The sequence below is a fragment of the Anoxybacillus sp. CHMUD genome (assembly GCF_013096965.1).
GTDB classification, from domain to species: Bacteria; Bacillota; Bacilli; order Bacillales; family Anoxybacillaceae; genus Anoxybacillus; species Anoxybacillus kestanbolensis_A.
On sequence record NZ_SDLG01000002.1, the window covers coordinates 14143 to 36926 of the forward strand.

General features: G+C 43.2%; 30 protein-coding genes. 24 read left to right on the plus strand and 6 right to left on the minus strand.

The annotated features are described in order from the left end of the window. Positions 1-19: 19 nt before the first annotated feature. Positions 20-967, minus strand: coding sequence for a COX15/CtaA family protein (locus ETB99_RS01340; protein WP_164970104.1), 948 nt, complete (start codon positions 965-967; stop codon positions 20-22). Positions 968-1345: 378 nt separating this feature from the next. On the opposite strand from ETB99_RS01340, the gene cyoE reads away from it, so the two are divergent. From cyoE to ETB99_RS01375, 7 genes are all read left to right on the plus strand, one after another. Continuing rightward, entirely contained in the window at positions 1346-2251 is a 906-nt protein-coding gene (cyoE, locus tag ETB99_RS01345; RefSeq protein ID WP_129000066.1) for a heme o synthase, read from the plus strand. Positions 2252-2337: 86 nt separating this feature from the next. After that, positions 2338-3402 carry a cytochrome c oxidase subunit II gene (gene coxB / locus ETB99_RS01350; RefSeq protein WP_171699741.1) on the plus strand — a complete coding sequence of 355 codons (1065 nt, stop codon included), beginning with the start codon at positions 2338-2340 and terminating at the stop codon, positions 3400-3402. Between the two features lie 29 nt (positions 3403-3431). After that, positions 3432-5300 carry a cytochrome c oxidase subunit I gene (gene ctaD / locus ETB99_RS01355; protein WP_171699742.1) on the plus strand — a complete coding sequence of 623 codons (1869 nt, stop codon included), beginning with the start codon at positions 3432-3434 and terminating at the stop codon, positions 5298-5300. Next, positions 5300-5920 carry a cytochrome c oxidase subunit III gene (gene ctaE, locus ETB99_RS01360; protein ID WP_171699743.1) on the plus strand — a complete coding sequence of 207 codons (621 nt, stop codon included), beginning with the start codon at positions 5300-5302 and terminating at the stop codon, positions 5918-5920. The genes ctaD and ctaE overlap by 1 nt, the downstream gene beginning before the upstream one ends. Positions 5921-5924: 4 nt before the next feature. After that, positions 5925-6257 carry a cytochrome c oxidase subunit IVB gene (gene ctaF, locus ETB99_RS01365; protein WP_171699744.1) on the plus strand — a complete coding sequence of 111 codons (333 nt, stop codon included), beginning with the start codon at positions 5925-5927 and terminating at the stop codon, positions 6255-6257. Positions 6258-6340: 83 nt separating this feature from the next. Continuing rightward, positions 6341-7210, plus strand: coding sequence for a cytochrome c oxidase assembly factor CtaG (gene ctaG, locus ETB99_RS01370; protein WP_171699745.1), 870 nt, complete (start codon positions 6341-6343; stop codon positions 7208-7210). A 21-nt stretch (positions 7211-7231) separates the two neighbouring features. After that, a complete protein-coding gene (locus ETB99_RS01375; RefSeq protein ID WP_171699746.1) occupies positions 7232-7696 on the plus strand; it encodes a DUF420 domain-containing protein in 465 nt (154 codons plus the stop codon). Positions 7697-7721: 25 nt separating this feature from the next. On the opposite strand, the gene ytvI is transcribed toward ETB99_RS01375, so the two are convergent. Next, positions 7722-8801 carry a sporulation integral membrane protein YtvI gene (ytvI, locus tag ETB99_RS01380; RefSeq protein ID WP_171699747.1) on the minus strand — a complete coding sequence of 360 codons (1080 nt, stop codon included), beginning with the start codon at positions 8799-8801 and terminating at the stop codon, positions 7722-7724. 25 nt (positions 8802-8826) lie between these two features. Here ytvI and ETB99_RS01385 point away from each other — a divergent pair, with 25 nt between their 5' ends. Then, positions 8827-9087, plus strand: a complete 261-nt coding sequence (locus tag ETB99_RS01385) for a hypothetical protein (protein WP_077429515.1) — start codon at positions 8827-8829, stop codon at positions 9085-9087. A gap of 6 nt (positions 9088-9093) precedes the next feature. On the opposite strand, the gene ETB99_RS01390 is transcribed toward ETB99_RS01385, so the two are convergent. Then, the gene (locus ETB99_RS01390) at positions 9094-9453 is read right to left on the minus strand and encodes a YugN family protein (protein WP_077429514.1); all 360 of its coding nucleotides are present in this window, start codon (positions 9451-9453) and stop codon (positions 9094-9096) included. Positions 9454-9584: 131 nt separating this feature from the next. Here ETB99_RS01390 and ETB99_RS01395 point away from each other — a divergent pair, with 131 nt between their 5' ends. From ETB99_RS01395 to ETB99_RS01425, 7 genes are all read left to right on the plus strand, one after another. Then, entirely contained in the window at positions 9585-10001 is a 417-nt protein-coding gene (locus ETB99_RS01395; protein ID WP_077429513.1) for a CBS domain-containing protein, read from the plus strand. Between the two features lie 103 nt (positions 10002-10104). Next, positions 10105-11115, plus strand: a complete 1011-nt coding sequence (locus ETB99_RS01400) for a CAP domain-containing protein (protein ID WP_171699748.1) — start codon at positions 10105-10107, stop codon at positions 11113-11115. 65 nt (positions 11116-11180) lie between these two features. Continuing rightward, positions 11181-11510 (plus strand): YlbD family protein, encoded by a 330-nt coding sequence (locus ETB99_RS01405; protein WP_077429511.1) that lies wholly within the window; start codon positions 11181-11183, stop codon positions 11508-11510. Positions 11511-11521: 11 nt separating this feature from the next. Continuing rightward, on the plus strand, positions 11522-11764 hold the full coding sequence (locus tag ETB99_RS01410; protein WP_077429510.1) for a YlbE-like family protein: 243 nt from the start codon (positions 11522-11524) through the stop codon (positions 11762-11764). Positions 11765-11799: 35 nt separating this feature from the next. Next, on the plus strand, positions 11800-12168 hold the full coding sequence (locus ETB99_RS01415; protein ID WP_077429509.1) for a hypothetical protein: 369 nt from the start codon (positions 11800-11802) through the stop codon (positions 12166-12168). Positions 12169-12239: 71 nt separating this feature from the next. Further along, on the plus strand, positions 12240-12689 hold the full coding sequence (locus ETB99_RS01420; RefSeq protein WP_035020289.1) for a YlbF/YmcA family competence regulator: 450 nt from the start codon (positions 12240-12242) through the stop codon (positions 12687-12689). A gap of 20 nt (positions 12690-12709) precedes the next feature. Then, entirely contained in the window at positions 12710-12976 is a 267-nt protein-coding gene (locus ETB99_RS01425; protein WP_004891246.1) for a YlbG family protein, read from the plus strand. A gap of 38 nt (positions 12977-13014) precedes the next feature. Here the strand turns inward: ETB99_RS01425 and ETB99_RS01430 are convergent, their stop codons facing one another. Next, positions 13015-13404, minus strand: coding sequence for a DUF7147 family protein (locus tag ETB99_RS01430; protein ID WP_004891245.1), 390 nt, complete (start codon positions 13402-13404; stop codon positions 13015-13017). A 143-nt stretch (positions 13405-13547) separates the two neighbouring features. On the opposite strand from ETB99_RS01430, the gene ETB99_RS01435 reads away from it, so the two are divergent. From ETB99_RS01435 to coaD, 3 genes are all read left to right on the plus strand, one after another. Beyond that, positions 13548-14876, plus strand: a complete 1329-nt coding sequence (locus ETB99_RS01435) for a hypothetical protein (protein WP_077429508.1) — start codon at positions 13548-13550, stop codon at positions 14874-14876. A gap of 259 nt (positions 14877-15135) precedes the next feature. Beyond that, positions 15136-15702, plus strand: a complete 567-nt coding sequence (rsmD, locus tag ETB99_RS01440; RefSeq protein ID WP_216366024.1) for a 16S rRNA (guanine(966)-N(2))-methyltransferase RsmD — start codon at positions 15136-15138, stop codon at positions 15700-15702. A 2-nt stretch (positions 15703-15704) separates the two neighbouring features. Continuing rightward, positions 15705-16202, plus strand: coding sequence for a pantetheine-phosphate adenylyltransferase (gene coaD / locus ETB99_RS01445; RefSeq protein WP_006321418.1), 498 nt, complete (start codon positions 15705-15707; stop codon positions 16200-16202). On the opposite strand, the gene ylbJ is transcribed toward coaD, so the two are convergent. Further along, complete coding sequence (gene ylbJ / locus ETB99_RS01450) at positions 16199-17404, minus strand: sporulation integral membrane protein YlbJ (RefSeq protein WP_171699749.1); 1206 nt, start codon at positions 17402-17404, stop codon at positions 16199-16201. The two genes, coaD and ylbJ, sit on opposite strands and share 4 nt — an antisense overlap. A 99-nt stretch (positions 17405-17503) precedes the next feature. Here ylbJ and ETB99_RS01455 point away from each other — a divergent pair, with 99 nt between their 5' ends. Both ETB99_RS01455 and ETB99_RS01460 read left to right on the plus strand, forming a co-directional pair. Then, positions 17504-18280, plus strand: a complete 777-nt coding sequence (locus tag ETB99_RS01455) for a patatin-like phospholipase family protein (RefSeq protein WP_035020294.1) — start codon at positions 17504-17506, stop codon at positions 18278-18280. Continuing rightward, entirely contained in the window at positions 18277-19290 is a 1014-nt protein-coding gene (locus tag ETB99_RS01460) for a SepM family pheromone-processing serine protease (protein ID WP_171699750.1), read from the plus strand. The genes ETB99_RS01455 and ETB99_RS01460 overlap by 4 nt, the downstream gene beginning before the upstream one ends. Here the strand turns inward: ETB99_RS01460 and ETB99_RS01465 are convergent. After that, complete coding sequence (locus ETB99_RS01465) at positions 19282-20487, minus strand: nucleotidyltransferase (protein ID WP_171699751.1); 1206 nt, start codon at positions 20485-20487, stop codon at positions 19282-19284. The two genes, ETB99_RS01460 and ETB99_RS01465, sit on opposite strands and share 9 nt — an antisense overlap. Before the next feature lie 141 nt (positions 20488-20628). Between ETB99_RS01465 and ETB99_RS01470 the strand changes: the two genes are divergently transcribed. The 4 genes from ETB99_RS01470 to ETB99_RS01485 all read left to right on the plus strand — a co-directional run bounded on the left by ETB99_RS01470 (position 20629) and on the right by ETB99_RS01485 (position 22744). Continuing rightward, positions 20629-21144 (plus strand): YceD family protein, encoded by a 516-nt coding sequence (locus ETB99_RS01470; protein ID WP_006321425.1) that lies wholly within the window; start codon positions 20629-20631, stop codon positions 21142-21144. Positions 21145-21207: 63 nt separating this feature from the next. After that, the gene (gene rpmF / locus ETB99_RS01475) at positions 21208-21381 is read left to right on the plus strand and encodes a 50S ribosomal protein L32 (protein WP_003395111.1); all 174 of its coding nucleotides are present in this window, start codon (positions 21208-21210) and stop codon (positions 21379-21381) included. 22 nt (positions 21382-21403) lie between these two features. Beyond that, positions 21404-22237 (plus strand): enoyl-CoA hydratase/isomerase family protein, encoded by an 834-nt coding sequence (locus ETB99_RS01480; protein ID WP_077429502.1) that lies wholly within the window; start codon positions 21404-21406, stop codon positions 22235-22237. Positions 22238-22297: 60 nt separating this feature from the next. Continuing rightward, a complete protein-coding gene (locus ETB99_RS01485) occupies positions 22298-22744 on the plus strand; it encodes an RsfA family transcriptional regulator (protein ID WP_077429501.1) in 447 nt (148 codons plus the stop codon). Positions 22745-22784: the final 40 nt, after the last annotated feature.

Genomic DNA, 22784 nt, shown 5'->3' on the forward strand with positions numbered 1-22784 from the left:
CGAGGCAAGCCTCGTTCTTTTATTTTAATACGGCAGACGGAATGACGTTCGATCGTTGCGGCGCATTTTTTTGTTTTTGACTGCGCGTTGCCAGTAGCACAAAGTAACTTAATACACCGAACAAACAGGAAATAAAAAACGCATGGGCTAAGGCGACGTATAAGTTCAACTCTGTAAAGACGACAAGCGCCCCTGTTGCGACTTGACAGCTGACAAGAACGAGCGCAATCAGCCAGCCCCAGTATATGACAGGCTGTTGTTTATACCGTTTCACAGCATATATCGTCGCTATGAAAATCCAAATAAATAATAATCCCGCAGCGAAGCGGTGACCCATTTGCACCCATTCATGTAATTGGGTTGGGAACAACCTTGTTTGTGCGCAAAACGGCCAGCTCGGGCACGCTAAACTCGCTTGTTTATGGCGCACGAGCGCGCCTGTATATACGACGATATAGCAATACGCAATAATGCCGTAAATATGAAATTTCATCGTACGATCAAGCACGACGGATGCGGCATCAAATTTTTTATCGACTTCAAAAATAAACAACGTCAATAAAAAGACGGCCGCAAATGAAATGAGCGAAATGCCAAAATGAAGCGCTAGCACAACGTCCGATTGGCCCCATACGACCGCGGCAGCGCCGATCAACCCTTGTAAGACGAGAAAAACAAACGACACGATCGCCAAAAACTTCGTTTCACGAATATGACCGATCGCTTTCCAAGCCCAAATCGATAAAATCAATACCATCAATCCAACGACGCCAGAGACAACACGGTGGCTTAATTCGATAAGCAATTCTACCGTAATGTTGGATGGGATGAGCTGTCCGTGACAAAGCGGCCACGAACGACCGCACCCCATGCCTGAGCCTGTTTTTGTGACGAGCGCGCCGCCAATTAAGACGAAAAGCATGCCGATTGTTGTCGCTACTGCAAACCATTTTAAAAGCCGCTGCAATGTATTCACTTCCTTAATGCGAAATTTGATCTAGCAAATGCCTAGTAAAAACTGTATAATAAATGTGAAATACGTGTGAAAAATTCTACTCTCATATTAGCGGAAAATGTCGAAAAGCGCAAAGTTTTATTATTTTACAATATAGCAATCGTTGCAAATATGGTTGAATATTTGTGCGGAGTTTGCTAGAAATATAAATGCGGTGTTTTTTCAATGTTCTCATCGTAACAATATCATTTTGACACAAATTCGACACAATTAAGACAAAAAAAGTTCACAAATTGACGAAGAAATGTGTTTTAATATACAGAGACGACATATCGTTATCGTGTATAGATTGGAAACGCCTTCAAAGGCATAAGGGAGGAGTGGTGGCACATGGCGGATGTAGTCGAAGATGTCAAACCGACAAAGCTACAATCAGGTGTGTTCAAAGATGTATTAGCTGTTGTAAAAATTGGTATCGTGAACTCGAATTTAATTACGACATTTACGGGACTTTGGTTAGCCCTTCATTTTACCGGAAAAGGATTTTTAAGCAATTTGCATATCGTGTTTTTCGCGCTTATTGGATCTGCCCTCGTCATTGCAGGTTCGTGCGCATTAAATAACTTTATTGATCGCGACATCGATCACTTAATGGAGCGGACGAAAAATCGTCCGACGGTAAGCGGAAGCGTAGAGCCGAAGCGCGTACTCTGGTTCGGCATTCTTCTTGTCGCGGTCGGTACGATCAGTTTGCTTATGACGACTGTCACCGCCGCCATCATTGGATTAGTTGGCGTTGTGACGTACGTCTTTTTATATACGATGTGGTCTAAGCGAAGCAATACGTTCAATACGGTCATCGGGAGCATTTCAGGTGCTGTTCCGCCCGTGATCGGTTGGACGGCGGTCGATGACTCTTTCCATATCGTTCCTATTATTTTGTTTCTGCTTATGTTTTTATGGCAGCCGCCGCACTTTTTGGCGCTGGCGATGAAGCGATGTGAAGAATATCGCGCAGCGGGCATTCCGATGTTGCCGGTCGTTCACGGATTTGAAGTGACAAAACGGCAAATCGTCATTTGGATCGTGGCGCTTTTACCACTTCCATTTTACTTATTTTCATTAGGCGTTCCGTTTTTAGTGATTGCCACGTTGTTGAACGTCGGTTGGCTAGCGCTCGGACTAGCTGGTTTTAAAATGAAAGACGATATGAAATGGGCGAAATGGATGTTTATTTATTCGCTCAACTATTTAACGATTTTGTTTGTCACAATGGTGATCGTAACAATTGATTAAAGAGGTTTACAATTCTTTCTTTTTGTAAAGAAAGAATGTATATATTTCACTTTACTTCATAATCGAAAGAGGGGTTTGATTAGGCTATGAAAAAGTGGCTACGAAATTGGCGCTTGGTTTCTCTTATCTCCGCCATGGCGCTTTTGCTAGCTGGTTGCGGCAAGCCGTTTTTATCGACGCTTCAACCAGCAGGAGAAGTAGCTGACATGCAGTACGACCTTATGCTGCTCAGCACGGCCATCATGGTCATCGTCATTGCGGTTGTAACGATCATCTTCCTTTACGTTGTGACTCGCTTCCGTCACCGTAAAGGGGAGGAAAACAAAATTCCAAAACAAGTGGAAGGAAGCCATACGCTTGAAATCATTTGGACAGTTATTCCGATTATTTTACTAATCATTCTAGCTGTTCCAACGGTTTTATACACGTTTAAGCTTGCGGATGTAAAACCGATGAACAAAAAAGAGCGCGACGTCGTTGTCGTCAACGTTCGTGCGAACTTGTACTGGTGGGAGTTTGAGTACCCGGATTATGGCATTATTACAAGCCAAGATTTAGTTGTTCCAACAGACGAACGCGTGTATTTCAACTTAAAAGCTTCCGACGTCAAGCACTCGTTCTGGATTCCAGCGGCTGGAGGAAAAATGGATACAAATACAGATAATACAAACCAATTTTTCCTCACATTTGATGAAAAACGCGCGGAAGAGGCAGGGCGTCTATTTTACGGGAAATGTGCGGAGCTTTGCGGCCCGTCACACGCATTAATGGACTTTAAAGTGAAGGCGCTTCCTCGCGATGAGTTTGATCAATGGGTAGAAAAAATGAAAAATGCAAAACCTGTTGCTTCAACAGATCCAGTTGTGCAACGAGGAGAAGAAATTTTCAATAAAAGCTGTATTGGCTGTCACGCTGTTACGCCAGTTGACGGTCGCTCTGAACAAGCTCGCCTTGCGCCAAACTTAGGCAACTTTGCGGATCGTGAACGCATTGCTGGCATTTTAGAACATAACGAAGAAAACTTAAAAGCTTGGTTAAAAGACCCAGAAAAAATTAAGCCAGGCAACAAAATGACAGGAACATATCCGTCATTATCTGACGAAGAGTTAGAAGCATTAACAAAATACTTAATGACATTATCTGTTGAGTAAGGGGATTATCGATAAAGGGAGGTTAAACTGTGAGTACGTTAGCTCGGAAAAAAGGTGTCGGCGCAGTCATTTGGGACTACTTAACGACGGTAGACCATAAAAAGATTGCGATTTTGTACTTAATCGCCGGCGGAGTCTTCTTCTTGCTTGGCGGTTTAGAAGCGATGATTATTCGCATTCAGCTCGCCGTGCCAAACAACGACTTCATTAGCGCAGGGTTTTACAATGAAGTGTTGACGATGCACGGAACGACAATGATTTTCCTTGCGGCGATGCCGCTCGTGTTTGCGATGATGAACGCCGTTGTACCGATTCAAATCGGTGCGCGTGACGTTGCGTTCCCATTTTTAAATTCGCTCGGTTTTTGGTTATTTTTCTTCGGTGGTGTGTTTTTAAACTTATCGTGGTTTTTAGGTGGAGCACCAGATGCGGGTTGGACATCTTACGCATCGTTGTCGCTTGCATCACCAACACACGGGATCGACTTTTACGTATTAGGTTTACAAATTTCCGGTTTAGGAACGTTAATCGGTGGAATTAACTTCCTCGTTACGATCATTAATATGCGTGCGCCAGGAATGACATATATGCGCATGCCGATGTTTACATGGGCGACGTTTGTCACATCTGCGCTTATTTTATTCGCGTTCCCACCATTAACAGTCGGTTTAATTTTCATGATGATGGACCGTTTGTTCGGTGGAAACTTCTTTGATCCAGCGCTTGGTGGAAATACGATCATTTGGGAGCACTTGTTCTGGATTTTCGGTCACCCAGAAGTATACATTCTCGTATTGCCAGCGTTCGGTATTTTCTCAGAAATTTTTGCGACGTTTTCACGTAAACGTTTATTCGGTTACTCTTCGATGGTATTTGCGACAGTATTAATCGGATTTTTAGGCTTCATGGTGTGGGCGCACCATATGTTTACGGTTGGTATGGGGCCAATTGCGAACGCTATCTTTGCGGTTGCGACAATGGCCATTGCGGTTCCAACGGGAATTAAAATTTTCAACTGGTTGTTTACGATGTGGGGCGGAAGCATTCGCTTTACAACGCCAATGATGTATGCCGTCGCGTTTATTCCGTCGTTCGTCATCGGTGGAGTGACAGGGGTAATGAACGCTGCAGCAGCGGCAGACTATCAATATCATGACAGTTATTTCGTCGTTGCGCACTTCCACTACGTTATTGTCGGCGGGGTTGTTTTGGCGCTACTAGCAGGTGCTCATTACTGGTGGCCAAAAATGTTTGGTAAAATGTTAGATGAAAAATTAGGAAAAGTGACATTCTGGTTGTTCTTTATCGGTTTCCATTTGACGTTCTTTATTCAACATTTCCTTGGCTTAATGGGTATGCCACGTCGCGTATTTACATTCTTGCCTGGTCAAGGACTTGAAACAGGGAACTTAATTAGTACAATCGGTGCGTTTTTCATGGCAGCAGGTACAATCGTGTTATTAGCAAACGTTGTCATCACCACAGTAAAAGGAAAACGAGTAGGCAACGATCCGTGGGAAGATGGACGTACGCTTGAATGGGCGGTATCTTCGCCAGCGCCAGAATACAACTTTGCGCAAACGCCGCTTGTGCGCGGATTAGATGCATATTGGATTGAAAAGATGGAAGGCAAAAAAGGCTTAACGCCAGCAGAGCCGCTTGGCGATATTCATATGCCAAACCCTACAATTTTGCCGTTCGTTATGTCATTAGGTCTATTCATTTCAGCGTTAGGCTTCTTATTCCATAACGACTACGGTTGGGGATTACCTGTTGGTATTATCGGGTTACTGATCACGCTAGTTGCCATGTTCTTCCGTTCAATTATTGATGACCACGGCTTCCACATTCCTAAAGAAGAAGTAATGGAAGCAGAGAAAAAGGGGGCTGGGGCATAATGCATGTGGAAGAAAAATTAACGCCGGAGACGTTCCCGGCAGAGCCAGAAAAAGCGACCCTTGAAGGGAAAAATAAGTTTTTAGGTTTTTGGTTTTTCCTCGGCGGAGAGACGGTATTGTTCGCCTCTCTCTTCGCCACATATTTAGCATTAAAAGATTCTGTGGCAGGCGGTCCATCTGCGAAGGAATTATTCCAAATGCCGATCGTCTTTTTAGCGACGATGTTGCTTTTAACGAGCAGTTTAACGAGCGTATATGCAATGCATCATATGCGCAACTTCGACTTCAAAAAAATGCAGCTTTGGCTCGGCATTACCGTATTGCTTGGTGCAGCCTTTTTAGCGCTTGAAATTTACGAGTTTACAGAGTATGTGCATGAAGGATTTACGTTCTCAACAAGTGCCTTTTCTTCAGCGTTTTATACGCTTGTCGGAACACACGGTGCCCACGTGGCGTTCGGTTTACTTTGGATTGTTACACTAATGATTCGTAACGCGAAACGTGGGTTAAACTTATATAATGCACCGAAGTTTTACGTCGCAAGCTTATATTGGCACTTTATCGACGTCGTTTGGGTGTTCATTTTCACGGTCGTATACTTAATGGGAATGGTGGGGTGATTGTATGGCAAATCATACACATGTACAAAACCCAAAAGTAGATGTAGCGTATCGTCGCAAAAAAAATGCGGAAGAGATGAAGCATCAAATTATCTCGTTTACGTTAATGATTTTCTTAACGCTCATCGCCTTTTTTGCGGTTGGATACGAAGGCTTTTCCGCTTGGTTTTCTGTACCGTTCATCTTATTGTTAGCGGTCGTGCAAGTCATTTTCCAGCTATATTACTTCATGCATATGAGCCATAAAGGGCATGAACTTCCAGCGCTTTTCTTGTACGGCGGGGTAGCCGTGGCGTTTATTACGATTTGGGCGTTTTTAACAATCGTCTGGATTTAAGAAGCTAGCATTGGCTAGCTTCTTTTCTTTTCACGTTTGTTATGTTTGTAGTATAATAAAGTTGGAAAAAAAGCGAGGTGAGTATGATGCCGTTAAGTATATTCGGTTTTGAAGCGATGTGGAGTCCGTACTTTTTCGTTTCTTTAGTCGCTGTAACGATCGTTTATTTTTGGCTCGTAAACCGTTCAAAACAGCCGACGACGACGAAACAAAAAACGTTGTTTGTGACTGCGATTGTTTTGCTTTATATTTGTAAAGGTTCTCCTGTCGATTTGTTAGGTCATTTAATGTTTAGTGCGCATATGACGCAAATGGCTGTTCTTTATTTAATCGTTCCACCACTTCTTATTAAAGGTATTCCTTCATGGATGTTTGAAGCGCTCTTTCGCCTTCGAACAATCCGCTCGAGCGTTACTTTTTTTACGAAACCGTTAATTGCGCTGTTTTTGTTTAATGGTATATTCTCGTTATACCATGTGCCGCTCATTTTCGATGCCGTGAAAACGAATATGTGGCTGCACGCGCTCATGACGACAGCTATTTTTATTGCGGCAATGATGATGTGGTGGCCACTTGTGAACGACGTTCATGGTTTTCCGAGATTATCGGGTGTGAAAAAAGTTGGTTATATTTTCGCTGATGGTGTATTGCTTACACCTGCTTGTGCGCTTATTATTTTCGCCGATACACCGTTGTATGCCACATATTACGACCCAGCGGCTTGGATGAACGCTTTGGCGCTTTGTGTGCCGCAAACGACATTAGCGTCACTTGAATTGAGCGGACCGGAAATGTTTAGCTCGATGTCTCTGTTACACGATCAACAGCTCGGTGGCGTTTTAATGAAAATTATTCAAGAAATTGTGTATGGGGTTATGTTATTTTTCATTTTTATTGAATGGTATCGAAAAGAAAGAGATGAAGAACACGTGGCTGTTCAGACGACAAAATGATCAAATAGGAGAGGGAATACGATGGGTTCGTTACCGATTTTACCTACGATTAGTACAAGCTTTATTGTCATTAGTGCGATACTTGTAGCAGTCGGTTGGTATTTTATTCGCCAAAAGCAAGTGAAGAAACATGAAAAAACGATGTGGCTTGCCGCAGCTTTTGCACTAGCATTTTTCATCATTTATTTATCACGTACGATTTTCATTGGAAATACAAGCTTTGGTGGACCGGATCATTTGAAAATTTACTACACACTCTTTTTGTTTTTTCACATTTTTTTAGCGACTGCCGGCGCGGTGTTCGGCATTGTCACGTTGCTTTCCGCGGTGAAAAAAAATTGGGTGCGACATAAAAAGCTCGGTCCAATCACAAGCGTTGTTTGGTTTTTCACCGCGACAACAGGCGTTGTTGTGTATTTGTTGTTATACGTATTTTACCGCGGCGGTGAAACGACATCGGTCATTAAAGCGATTTTAGGATTTTAAAAAGAGGGTGACAGTTCACCCTCTTTTACAATTTAAAGTTAAATTTAATGATGCCTGCTTCTTTCGCTGATTTTAGGGCGATGAGTAAAAGCGGGAATAAAATAAGCCCGAGTGCCCCCATCATTTTCACACCTAAATACATGGAAATAAGCGTTGCGAGTGGCGATAAACCGATATGCGCCCCCATCACTTTTGGCTCAATGGTTCGACGTAAAATAAGCAAAATGACGCCGAGAATCGATAGTTTAGTTGCTAGTACTGTATCGCCTGTGACAAAGTGGAAAATCGCCCAAGGTGCCATAATAATGATCGAGCCGATAATTGGAATAAAGTCGATCACCCAAATAATAAAGGCAGTAAATAACGCAACTTTCGGTGTAATCAACAACAATCCGACTAACGAAACGGCAAAAATAATTAAACTCACGAGAAATTGCGCTTTCCAAAAACCGAATACGACATACGATAGCCGCGACAACATAAAATACACTTTTTCTTTCGTTTCCTCTGTTAAATGTGAAAAAATCGCTTCGCGTATTTTCGGTAAGTCATGCATAAATAAAAATAAAGTAATTAAATACACGAGAAAGTTAATTAAAAACGTTGGAACATTCGCCACGAGCGCACTCACTTTATGAAAGCTGAGCGAAGCCGTTAGTTGCATCTTTAACTTTGTTAAAAATAAATCGACTTGTTGGCTCAGTTCTGCTACAACGAACGGCGGCAATTTTTCTGTCTGCTTGTACCAGCGTGCGACAAGTTCGTTCCAACCTGCAATCATTTCATTTAAGTATAGTGGTGAATGTCTAAAAAAATGAAACGCTTCCGTCACAATTTTTGTAATAATAAAGTAGCCGCCTAAAAGCATAAACAACGTAAATAAGCTAAATACAAGAAGCGTGGCAGACTGTCGTTTGAACCCGATCCGCTGTTGTGCCACTTTGACGGCAGGCTCTAAAAAAATAGCTGTAATAAACGCAAATAAAATCGGAACAGCAATTGGAGCGACCCAGTATGTCAATAAGACGATCGCAAGTAAAATAAGGACTATGTATACGGACCGCTTTGGAATTTTCTCAAACAACGAAACGACACCTGCTTTCATTTCATAAATCGTATGGAGGATGTATATGCATAAACCTATTATAACGATTGCTGCAATGAGCGTACAACTATTTGATGATGTCATATTAGAAGAAACGAAAGTATATGCCCTGCATAACGGACTGACGATTCATATGACCGTCTCTTTCAAAGTGTGCGATCATATGCTCACCTTATGTGAACGTATTCAAAAACAAGTGATCGATGACATATACGACATGACAGGAAAAGAGGTTGTTTCTGTTCACCTGTACGTCCGTCGTCTCGTTGACGGAAAAAACGCATGAGCGCGCTCATGCGTTTATAGTTGCAAGACCTTCTTTCACTTTTGCTAAAAGAGCTTCACATTGGTTTACTAATGATGAAGGGAAGTTCTCTCCCTCACCATATTCGACACCATGTGGATAATAATGCTTGCCAAGCAACGGCTTCATCAGTTTAATGACCGCATGGCGACCACCAACGTCTCCTTCAATCGCATAACCTTGCACACGTAAATAAAAGACGTCATTTTTAATTTCAAATTTGCGGTCATATGTGACACGATCGTAATCCCATTGACCGGCACGTACGAAGCCGAGGCTTTCCATTAAGTCATCTAAACGTGTTAATGGCGCTGTTTGATTTTCAATACCTGTATTTTCGAAGCGCATCGTTTAAGTCCCCCTTATGTAAAATAAAACATTCCTCCATTAATAATAGTACGAAAGCGCATAACTTTCAATGACGAGCTTTATAATTGTTCCGATTTTGGTGAAACTAATGTACGAAAGGAGAGATGCACATGCCAAAAGTAAAAGAAATGATGACAACAGAAGTCGAATGTTGTACACCGCTAGATAATATGTACGAAGCAGCGGTAAAAATGCGCGATTATAACGTCGGCGCTATTCCGATTACAGATGGAAATCGTCTCATCGGCATTGTGACGGACCGCGATTTAGTCATACGCGGTATCGCAGAAAAGAAACCAGGTTCAACAGCGGTGACAGAAGTGATGAGCGAACAGCTCGTGACGATTTCACCAAACGCGTCCGTAGAGGAAGCGGCTCGGTTGATGGCAAAACATCAAATTCGTCGTTTGCCTGTTGTCGAAGGCGAGACGTTAGTTGGCATGATGTCGCTTGGCGACTTAGCGATTCATGAAGCAAGCGACGAACAAGCAGGGGAAGCGTTATCTGAAATCTCACAATATCACTAAGCACGAAGGCTATGTTTTTTGCATAGCCTTTATTTTTTAGTGTTGCAATGTAGACAAGCTGTATATAATGGAAGTACATACAATAGCTAAGGGAGAATGATGAATGCGCTGGATCATTGCTCTAATTACGATCTTTATTTTTATTTTTTCTTTTTTCCCAACAGATGAACAAGCCCCTTTAAACGATACATCGATCATGAGTGAACAAACGAGCGAGAAAACTGTCGTACAAGGGCTTGGTACATGGATTGGAAAAACAGAAGAAGAAGTGAAACAAACATTCGGACAACCAGCACGTATCGATCCGTCCGCTTACGGTTACGTATGGTGGGTATATAACGACCCGAAAACGTATATGCAAATCGGTATTGTTGACGGACGGGTTGTCACAATTTATGCATGTGGACCGGAAGTCAACGTTGCCCCGTTTCAGTTCGATCGCTCGATTAACGAGCTATTACAAACGATGCCGCTTCACGATACAATTCATGTGCAACTGGACGATGGGGTATATCGCTTTCAACTGACAGAAGAAGATTTACTCATTCAACCGCTTCTTTCGTTTGACGACGTTTACGTACAATTGTATATTGATCGTTTTACCGGCAAATTATCAAGCATTCGCTGGGTCGACGGAGAAACGTTAGTGAAGCTTCGTCCATATGAACTTGAATATCGCGGTCCGTTACCGAGCATAGAAATGGATGAAACGCTCGAAAAACAAGTCGAGCAAGCAAATGCACAACAAATTTTTGAGATTACAAACGTCATGCGCATTCGTCACGGTGTTCCACCGCTTAAATGGGATGAGCGCGTGGCGGAAGTGGCGTACGGACATAGTAAAGATATGGCAGAAAATGATTTTTTTGCGCACGAATCGCCAACGAACGGAGATTTACAACAGCGGTTGACGAAAGCAAACGTTCGTTTTGAATTAGCGGGAGAAAATATCGCCTCGGAATATGTCGATGGACCGGCGGTTGTCGAAGCGTGGCTTAACAGCCGTAGTCATCGGCAAACGTTGTTAAATGCTGAGTTGACGCATTTAGGCGTTGGTGTATATAAACGTCATTATACGCAAAACTTTATTCGTCCTTTTTCTGAGCCAAAATAGGCGCACGCATTGGCTGTTCGGTCGTAATATATGATAGGCAAACAAACAAGGAAGGAGCGACCGATATGTCCATCGAACAATTTAAACAGTTTGTGAAAAACCATCCGAAACTGATTGAAGAGGTGCGCCAAGGGAAAAAGACGTGGAAAGAGTTATATAACGATTGGTATGTGTTTGGCGAAGACGATGACATGTGGGACGAATATCGCTCAAGCGATGTCAAACAAGATCAAGGGGATTTGATGCAAAAGCTAGCCAGTTACGTCAAACACCTTGATGTTAATGAACTTCAAACGTACATTACAAACGTTCAACAAGCGATTGCATCTATCCAAGAAGTCGTCCGCCAAATGCAACAGACGAAAAAAGATCCGTTTTCGTTTCGAAAAGATTAAGGAGATAGGCGATGAGAAAAGACGTATACGAATACATTGTAGCGAAGCCAAAGCTTCATCAATTTTTACGCGAGCAACCGATATGGTATCGCCGGCTAGCAAGACGCCCGCTGGATATAAAAGAGATGGAAAAACAAATGCGTCACTATTATAAACAAACGTTGCCGCATAAAGTCGAACAAGTCGTTCAAACGATCGAAATGGCAAACATGATGATGGCGATGATGAAACTGATGAAGGACACTCATAATTAAGCGAGAAACGCAAACACTATCACTATGAAAGGATGGTGAAAGTGTTGCGCTTCTTTTTTTTATGTATTGCGCTTTTGTTTTCTACGTATGTTCATCATGACAGCACAATCGTTTTTGCTGAGCAAAAACAAACGTTATTTGTGAAACATCTCGTCAAAGGAAATAACGTATTTGTCGAATGTATTGTCGATCAGTTTACGTTTACAAAAGGAACGCATCCGAAAAAAGACGGACAAGGACGCATATATATTTACGTGAACGGGAAACGAGTGGGCGAAACGACAACGGCGGCTTTTGTTATTCGTGGGTTGCCTGTTGGAAAACATGTGATTCGGTTGGAACTTGTCCATAACGATGCAAGTAAATATAACATCTCACATGAATTTACGGTGACGATTTCATAAGTCTGGGGCAACCAGACTTATTTGTTTTGTTGGCGAAATCATGTTATGATACCGTTGTGGAGGTGTTGCTCGTGATTGTAGCAACGATCGAACGATTACAGTTGTTAGACTTTGCTGAAGAGCTTGGCAAAATGATTGTCGAATCAGACGTGGCGGAGGAATACCGTCGCTGTTTTTATCATATGCAACAAGATGAAAAAGCGCAGCAACTTATTCGCCGATTCGTTCAGCTAAAAGAACGGTACGAAGAGGTGCAGCGTTTTGGCAAATATCATCCAGACTACAAAGAAGTCACAAAGCAAGTGCGTGAGGCAAAACGCGAACTGGATTTATACGGTCCGATTGCCGCGTTTAAACAAGCAGAAAAAGACATGCAGTCGCTGTTAGATGAAATTAGCACGATGATCGGTCGAGCCGTATCTGAAAACATTAAAGTGCCGACAGGAAATCCGTATTTCGATTCTTTATCTTGCGGTGGAGGATGCGGATCTGGTGGCGCGTGTGGCTGTCGGACGAAGTGAAAAAGGGGGATGGGACTTTTATGTTTCCAATGCGTCAAGGCATTATCGTTTGGCTGTATTCGTTAAAACATAGTAAACAGTTGCGGAAATACGGAAACGTTCATTACGTATCGAAACGGTTAAAATACGCCGTTTTATATTGCAACATGGACGAAGCAGAAGAGACGATGCGAAAACTCGCTTCGCTTCCGTTTGTTAAACGCGTCGAACCTTCATATCGCCCGTATGTGAAAGTTGAATTCGAATCAAAAGCAGACAAAGAGAGAGAATACGAATACGGCATATAAAAAAAGGATGTCAATCGCTGACATCCTTTTCGCTTTTCTTACTGTAGTGGCGGAATAAATCGATTCATGCGCATAATGCCGATTAAATGCTGATAGTACAATTGTAAGTCCGCAAAAAAGTTAGACGGTTTGACGTCCAAATGAATGATTTCTTGATTCAGTTCCTTCGCTAAATCGAGGAACAACTCATATCGTTTTGTCACTTTCACAGACGGGTGTGGAATGCCTTCACGGCAAATGTATAGCGGTTGAAAATCGCCAGGATCTGTCGGATGAAGCACGACGACGAACGACGTGAGCGCCTTGCCGTCTTTCATCGTATGAAAAGCAAACAAACCCGATAAACGATGACGGTTTGATTTCGCAATTTCAATTAACTCATAAATGTCAGAATATCCTTCCCCTAATTCAATAAAACGTTGAATCATCACCATTCCCTCACTTTATGTTGTATTCCCTCATTTACTTTAACACGTTCAACTTTTTTCGACAATTAGTGAAAACGGTATATGACAATGCAGCGAAATTTTGCTATTGTTATAATATAAACTGCTGAATGAGGAGCTATCGTATGTGGAAAGTAACTTTTATTTCAATGCTCCTTTTCCTTGGCGTTAGCGCAGGAGCTTTATATTACCAATGGGACGAATATCATACGGAAGCGACGAAACAATCAGTGTTGCAACATGATATTGAAGCAACATTTACTGGAAAAACGATCGAAGTCGTTCATCATATACGCGGTGCGGTTGCTGACACATATGAAGTGACGGTGCCAAAAGAAGTGACAAACATTTCTTGTGCGAAGAAAAAAACGTGCGTCGAACAAAAAAATGGGAAAACGATCGTCGACGCATCGAAAACAAATACACTTTCGCTCACTTATCGCGTGTCGATTGTTCCAAAAGAACCGCTTTTCATTCAACAATGGCTCGTTTATTTTCATACGACACAGCCGCAACAAACGAACGTATCGCTCACCGATGTTGTTCATCCGAAAGGGGTATGGGCAGCAGACGGAAAGCTCGTTGGTTACGTCTATAAACCGTCTTTTTCTTTTTTCATGTGGGAGAAAAAAGGCGGACAAACCGTTCCGCTTTATTTTCAATCGCAACCGTTGCAGCCAACGTTTAACGGTGATTTAGTCATATACGCGACAAAACCGCTTCACGAAACAGCGTTATCGTTTTGGAAAGAAAGCGATGTGCAAACGTTAATTGTTACTTCATCGCGTCTGCAATATATGACGCCGACGTTCGTCATTATCTCGGATACAGCTTCCGTTTCTGACACACAGCGCGCTTACGTTCGCGTGCAGTTACAGCATCGGTTTCCAAATAGCACTGTTCCCGATTGGATATGGGACTTGCTCGTTTCATATATGACGAAAACGGAGCCGATGACAAAAAGAGCGAAACTTGTTTTTCAGCAATTGCAACAAACGTTAACGAAAGAACAACAACAAACGTTTTGGACGCTAGTCACTAAAAATGACGGTCAGCCGTTGACGTTGAAAAAATTAGACGAATGGCTAGGCGAAGCATACGAAGGAAACACGACATTTTTTCAAAACGAGGAACCATACATGACGTTTACAGAGCGAAAAATGCTCGTCGTCAATGACGTGAAATTGCCAAACGCTCACGTTTTATTAAAAGACGATCAACAACTGTTTCCGTTTATTCCGATTATGCGCACGCTCGGCTATACTGTTCAACGTTCGGGAGAAGCGGTATTTATTGAAAAAGGGAATGCTCGTTGGAGATTTTTTACAAACAGCACAAATGCAGTCATTCGAGAATGGAACGGGACGCTATACATTGAACGGACGGAATTTCCGAAATGGTTTTCCGTCTACATTAGCGAAACGGCTGAAGAAATACACGTGGTTGGTCAGTAAGGCAAAAAAATGCCCTGTGGCATATGCCGCAGGGTCCCTTCCATTCTTTTTCGGACAAGCCGAAAAAGAGAAGGAAAAAAGGGAGAGGAGAAACCGGAGGAAGAACTTATGGGGAACGTAAGTCTTCTCCGTGGTTGGCAACAACATCATTAACGATGTTGTTACTAACAGTATGACCATTGTTTTTCATTGTATACATGATCATCATATTTTTCTTCTCTTCGGTTATGTTACGATAATAAGAAGTGAGGTGAAAGTGATGCGAGTCATATCAGGGAAGTGTAAAGGTAAATCGCTTCAAGCCGTTCCGGGAATGACGACACGTCCAACGACAGATAAAGTGAAAGAAGCGATGTTTAATATGATCGGTCCGTATTTTTCCGGCGGACTTGGGCTTGATTTATTTGGCGGAAGCGGTGGACTTGGCATCGAAGCGTTAAGTCGCGGATTAGATCGCGTTATTTTCGTCGATCATGACGCAAAAGCGGTGCAAACGATGAAAAAAAACGTCGCTGCCTGTTGTTTGACCGATCAAGCGGAAATTTATCGCAACGATGCCGAACGCGCGTTAAAGGCAATTATAAAAAGAGGGTTGACCTTTCGTTTAATTTTTCTTGATCCGCCTTATAAAAATAAACAGTTGGAAGCGCTTATCGCGATCGTTGATGCGCATCAGCTTTTACAACGAGACGGCTTTCTTGTTGCGGAACATGATGCGGAAGTCGAGCTTCCCATTCACATCGGTCGTTTAACAAAAGTGAAACACGAAACGTATGGCATTACGGCTGTATCGATTTACGCTTACGTAGATGAGGAAGGAGAATAAACGTGGCAAGTATTGCGGTATGCCCAGGAAGCTTTGATCCTGTCACATATGGACATTTAGATATTATTCGCCGCGGAGCGAAAGTGTTTGACAAAGTGTATGTTGTCGTATTAAACAATTCATCAAAAAAACCGTTATTTTCAGCAGAAGAGCGAGTGCAGCTGCTAGAAGAAGTAACAAAAGATTTACATAACGTCGTCGTTGACAGTTATCAAGGTTTGCTTGTTGACTATGCGAAAAGCAAACACGCAAGCGCCATTTTGCGCGGCTTGCGTGCTGTTTCCGATTTTGAATACGAAATGCAAATTACATCGATGAATCGCATATTAAATGAGCAAATTGAAACGTTTTTTATGATGACAAACAACCAATACTCCTTTTTAAGCTCAAGCATCGTGAAAGAAGTCGCGAAATATAACGGCAACATTTCCGAGCTTGTGCCAAAAGTTGTCGAAGAAGCGCTCCGAAAAAAGTTCGCTCATGCAGAAAACCACCTTTAAACAGGTGGTTTTTCACGTCGGAAAGCCGAAAAGACATATAGGAAACATGCGATTGCAGTCACAAAAAAGCCATATTGCTCGATCCAATGTATGTACAATATCGGCCAACGGATCGTCGCTTCCGGAAGCCAAACAGGCAACGTTTCTGCCGACTCAAGCGGCTGAACATATAGCGGTTTCCAAAGAATGAATGCGAAAAAAGCAGCGAAAAAACCGTGAAATATACGAGCGATAAAAAACGGTTGAAAGCGAATATGCGCTTCCGCTAAAATGCTTGCGACTTGAGCTTGGACGGAAAAACCACCAAAAGCAAGAATAAAGCTTGTAATAATGACTTTTTGTAATAACGTGGCGTTTGTTACCTCACTTGCCATTTGGCTGCCGAGCGTAATTTCAAACAACCCGGCGATGAATGGAACGCTTAATTCGCTAGGTAAGTGAAAGAATGCCAAGGCGTATTGTACGATGTCGGCTAGCCATTTCGTTATGTTTGTAATATAAAGTAGCTTATTCAAAACAGAAAATAAAATAATAAATCCACCGATCATTAAAAGCGTTTGAATGGAGGAACGAACCGCATCCCCAAGCAGCTTTCCGATGGCTTGGCTATGTTTTAAGCGCGTTTCATGCATGGCGCGAAACGCTTGGCCCAAAAGGCTTTTTGTTTGTTTTTGAACCGCGTTGCTTTCGTCTTTTCCGTAAAAGCGCATCATCAGCCCGACGCAAATGTTGCCGAGATAATGAGACAAAGCAAGAATGATGCCGATGTTCGGATTATGAAAAAAACCGACGGAAATCGCTCCGAAAATAAAGAGCGGATTAGATGAGTTTGTGAACGAAACGAGCCGTTCCGCCTCGATAGCGGAAAGCTGTTGTTGCTGTCTTAGGCGAGCAGTCAGTTTTGCACCGGCAGGGTATCCCGAAGCCATGCCCATCGCCCAAACAAATCCGCCGATGCCCGGCACTTTAAATAGCGGACGCATGAACGGCTCAAGCAATACGCCGAGAAAATGAACGACGCCAAAGCCGATCAAAATTTCTGATACAATAAAAAAAGGAAGAAGAGATGGGAAGACGACATCCCACCACATATGCAATCCACGCACCGCCGCTTCAAATGAATGTTGCGGATAGCGAAGTAATGCGATACATAAACAAATAATGATCGATGATAACAGCAATGTTTTCCATTTTTCTTTCATCGTTCGTTAGCCTCCTCATTTGCCGATCGTACTCGTTTTAATATACGAGTATATGTGGACATTTTAGACCATAGTATTGAACAGGAAGGGGGAGCAGGAATGAAAATCGGGTTGGCGTTAGGTTCGGGCGGTGCGCGCGGCTTTGCGCATGCCGGGGTCATTAAAGTGTTGGAAGAAGAAAACATTCCGATTCATATGATCGCCGGAAGTAGCATGGGGGCGCTCGTTGGTGCGTTGTACGCATCAGGCATGACAACGGAACGATTATATCGGCTCGCGACAGCGTTTCGACGCAACGATTACATCGATTGGACAGTCCCGAAAATGGGACTCGTTGCCGGGCGTCAAATTAAACATTTCATTTCGGTCATGACAAAACAAAAGCGTATTGAAGACGCCCGTATTCCGCTTGCGATCGTGGCGACCGATTTACAAAAAGGGGAGAAAGTTGTGTTTCGCAAAGGAAGTATAGCAGATGCGGTGCGCGCCAGCATTTCCATTCCGGGCATTTTCGTGCCAGAGCGATGGAACGGGCGTCTGCTCGTGGACGGCGGAGTGATCGATCGCGTACCAGCGGCCGTCGTACGCGACATGGGAGCTGACGTCGTCATCGCTGTCGACGTCGCTTCCGTGAAAAAAAACGATACGATCACCTCGATTTTTGATGTCATTTTACAAAGTTTAGATATTATTCAAGCTGAACTTGCTTCCCACCGTATCGCCCAAGCGGATGTCGTCATTCGTCCATCGCTTGAGCGTTATAGCTCGTATGCGTTTACCCATGCGAAAGAGATGATTCAAATGGGAGAAGAAGCAACGCGCCAACAGCTTCCGATCATTCGTCAATTGCTTGCAGAGAAGGGGTTTAAACAATGAATAAAAGACGGTATATTCGAATTACGATCATCGTTGCACTACTACTCGCTTTTGCGACTTTTTTTCACTTGCCGTATTACGTGACGATGCCTGGAACGGCGGAACCGTTACGTCCGCTCGTTGAAGTGCAAGGCGGCTATAAAGAAAAAGGACAATTTATGTTAACGACCGTTCGCATGGGGCAAGCCAATCTTTTTTCGTTTATGCTTGCGCATGTGAGTAAATATAACGAGTTGTACCGCATGGATGAAGTAAGACAAGAAGGGGAAAGCGACGAAGAATATACGCATCACCAATTAAAAATGATGGAAAATTCAAAAGAAACGGCGATTGCCGTTGCCTATAACAAAGCAAACAAATCGTTTTCGTATCGAAATAAAGGGGTGTATGTGTTATATGTCGTTGATGGCATGCCAGCTTCAAACGTGCTGAAAAGCGGCGATCAATTAGTTGCGATTGACGGGCAACGTCTCAACGACGCAGACGAATTTATTCAATACGTAAGCGGAAAGAAAAAAGGAGATCGCGTCCGAATTACGTATAAACGATCAGGAAAAGAAAAAACAGCAACGTTGACGCTTGCGCCGTTTCCAAAAGAAAAGCATCGCGTCGGTCTCGGACTTTCCGTCATGACCGACCGCGATATCGTTACCGATCCGCCTGTCCGCATTGAATCCGATCAAATTGGCGGACCGTCCGCTGGGCTTATGTTTGCGCTTGAAGTGTACAATCAATTGATCCGAGAAGATTTAACGAAAGGGTATCGCATCGCTGGTACCGGAACGATCAACATCGACGGCGAAGTCGGACCGATCGGCGGCATTTCTCAAAAAGTGATCGCTGCTCATAAAGCAGGAGCGGACATTTTTTTCGCGCCGAACGAACGCGGAGCGAAACATTCCAATTATAAAGAAGCGGTCAAAACAGCGAAAGATATTGGCACAAACATGAAAATTGTACCTGTTGATACGTTTGATGATGCCGTTCAATTTTTACAAAAATTATCGTAACGGCGGAGTTTTATACTCGCGCTGTAACGCTTCCGAACAAAGCGGCTCAGGCAAAATCGAAAAATACGCCTGCGTCGCTTTTTTTTCTATTTGATATATCGGATCGTGTCTCATTTGTTTGGCGCTTGTCACAAGCGGCAACGTCATGCGCTTTTTAACTTCTTGCAAATACGCTCTCCCTGTTTCGTTCATCGCTAGCGGACGAACGTATGTTGCACGCTTGTTTTCGATTGCTTTCGCTATTTCTTTTTTCGTGACGTTCGTTAATATATGGGTGCATATACGTTGCAATCGTGTCCACGTATATCGTTTCGTTTTGACAGCCGAAAGAAAATCGTGAAATGACGTGGCGTGAATGATTGCTTTTTTTAGTCGATATTCAATTCCTTCTTCCACTTCAGCAATTTGTTGAATGTCGTCTACTTCCATCGTCAATAGTCGGTATTTTAAAAACGGAAAATATTTTTTCCAATCGTGCCACGTCATATACGTATGGCGATACGTTTGTAACGTTTCATATGTTGTATGCGGAACGTAGCGTGCGACATCGTCATAACTAACCTGTAAAAAGCGACGAATGCTCGTTGCGCTCGCAATGTTATCGTTTGCTGGAAGCGTTTCATCGTGATAATGAGCAACCGTTCGTTGAATCGTTTCTGGCATCATCTTGCTTCGTTGTTCGATAATCGCCTTGACGTAATGTAACCCTAAAATGTTGTTCGGTTGTGAAACGTCAAGCGTATCGTGACCAATGTCATGAAGGGCCAGCGTATACGCTTTTGCATAGTTGATACCTTGTTGCATATATTGTTTTACTTTTTCGTTATGTTGCTCTTTTTCATAAACGAGAAGTTGAGCCGTTTTTATAAACGGTTCGATGCTTCCATCCTCGCTTCCGAAACATAATTGCTCGCAAAAAAGCGCATCGAGAATCGAAATAGCCCCTTGAGCGAACCATTCAGCTGTTTGAACAGCAAACGTATAAGGAAGTTCAACGACGAGATCGACGCCGCCTGCAAGCGCCATGCGAGCGCGCTCCCATTTCGGTACGATCGCCGGTTCGCCCCGTTGTGTAAATGAGCTACTCATGACGGCGACGACGCAATCTGCGCTCGTTTTTTTTCTCGTTTGTTGCACATGATATAAATGCCCGTTATGAAACGGATTGTATTCGACAACGATGCCGACCGCTTTCATGTATTGTCCACCTTTCTTTTTTATGTAAAACGTGATACAGTGGGTATAAGCTGATTATAATGGAAGTAGTGTAAAGAAAAAATATTGACAAAACCGTTGTTCAAACGTATAATTTTCTTTGTTGTCTTGAGGTGATTATCATTGAGATGGTCTATTCATCAACTTCATCAGTTGCAACATAAAGGGCTGACGATTGACGAAATGGCTGATGTGTCCGAATTGAAAGAAGTGGACGACTCGATTCGCGACATTTCCCCTGTGCGTGTGCACGGACGGGCAGATGTGAGCGCGAAAAAGTTCACGTTCCACTTAACGATCGAAGGGACGATGAAACTCCCTTGTTCTCGTACACTCGTGGACGTATCGTATCCATTCGCCATCGAAAGCACAGAAACGTTTTTTTTGAACGATTATGATGCAACCGATGAAGAGTCACATGTTGTTCAAGGAGATGCGATCGACTTAATGCCGATCGTCAAAGAACTTATTCTTCTTGAAGTGCCGATGCAAGTGTTTAGCGAGCAGCCGGATCATCCAGATGCCGTTCCACAATCAGGAAAAGGATGGACGGTCATTTCGGAAGAAGAACATGAAAACAAAATCGATCCGCGCCTTGCGAAGCTAGCAAAGTTTTTCGAAAACAAAAATGAATCTTAAGGGAAGATCCGGAACTACACCGGCCTCCATATTCGCCTAAATCTCTTTAAGGAGGTGGAAATGATGGCAGTACCTTTTAGAAGAACATCGAAAATGAAAAAGAGACTACGTCGTACGCACTTCAAATTGCGCGTACCTGGTATGGTAGAATGCCCAAACTGCGGTGAAATGAAACTTGCTCATCGCGTATGTAAAGTTTGTGGAACATACAAAGGAAAAGACGTTGTAAACAAATAAGAAAAGCGTAAGGGTCACTCCCTTGCGCTTTTCTTATTTGGAAGGAAAAAAGAACGGGAAAGCGAATAAAAAAGATGGAGATGCAGTAAAGGGGAGAGGGAAAATGATCGAAAAACAACATGGCATCGTCTCGTTTACCATTTGTCGTCCGGCAAGACGAAATGCGATTGATTATGCAGTCATGGATGAACTCGAGCAAGCGCTGACGCTCGTTGAACAAGATGATGAGGCGAAAGTGCTCGTCATTACAGGGGAAGGAGAAGAGGCGTTTTGCGCGGGTGGCGATTTACAAGTGTTTCATCAGCTGAAAACAAAAGAAGAAGCGCATGCGATGTTAGCGAAAATGGGAAACATTTTATATCGTTTATTGACGTTATCGAAGCCAACGGTTGCGTTAATCAATGGAACTGCGATCGGCGGAGGTTGCGAATTAGCGACCGCATGCGATTTTCGTTTCGCGCGTGCCGGGGTGCGCCTCGGATTTGTGCAAGCGAATTTAGCGATCACGACCGGCTGGGGCGGCGCGACGATGTTATTTGAAAAAATGCCGTACGATCAAGCGCTCAATATATTGTTGCGCGCGAAAACGATGACAGCGGAAGAAGCGGAGCATATCGGCTTTGTCCATCGCGTTTTTCCTGACTCGTTGCGCGAACGATGTGAAAAAGAGTTAAGGGAGTATACGAATAAATCAACGGCTGTATTGCGCGCTTATAAAGAAGCCGCGGTGGCACGTTGGAAAACAGAGCAGTTTCGCCAACGGTTTTTCGCTGAAATCGAACGATGTGCATATTTATGGGAAAGCGAAGAACACGATCAAGCGGTGCAATCATTTTTAATGAAACGAAACAAATAGTCTTCTATCTTCTCTATTAGCTGCATACTCATATAGTAAATGTAGCGAGGAGGGATAGAAATGACGCGCCAAGATGCATGGACAGAAGAAGAAGATGTATTGCTCGCTGAAACGGTGATAGCTTTTGTGCGCGAAGGAAGCACTCAATTACGCGCGTTTGAAGAAGTAGGGAAAAAACTATCACGAACGGCCGCCGCTTGTGGTTTTCGTTGGAACGCATATGTGCGGAAGCAATATGAAGAGGCGTTAGAGCTTGCTAAACAGCAACGAAAAAAGAAAAAAGAACCGCAACCAGCCGAGCGAAACATGACGTTGCAAGATGTGATCTCTTTTTTACAAACGTTACAACAACGCGGGGAAGGGCAACAAGAAATCGAACAGTTGCGCGAACAAGTACGGACGCTCCAAAAAGAAAAAGAAGAGCTTGAAAAGAAACTGCAAGCGGTGCAACAAGAATATCAGACGGTGATGCACATTTTAGAACGCGCACGTCAATTGTCTGTGTAGTAGCTGATAGACGCCAGCTACTTTTTTTTATACAATAAAA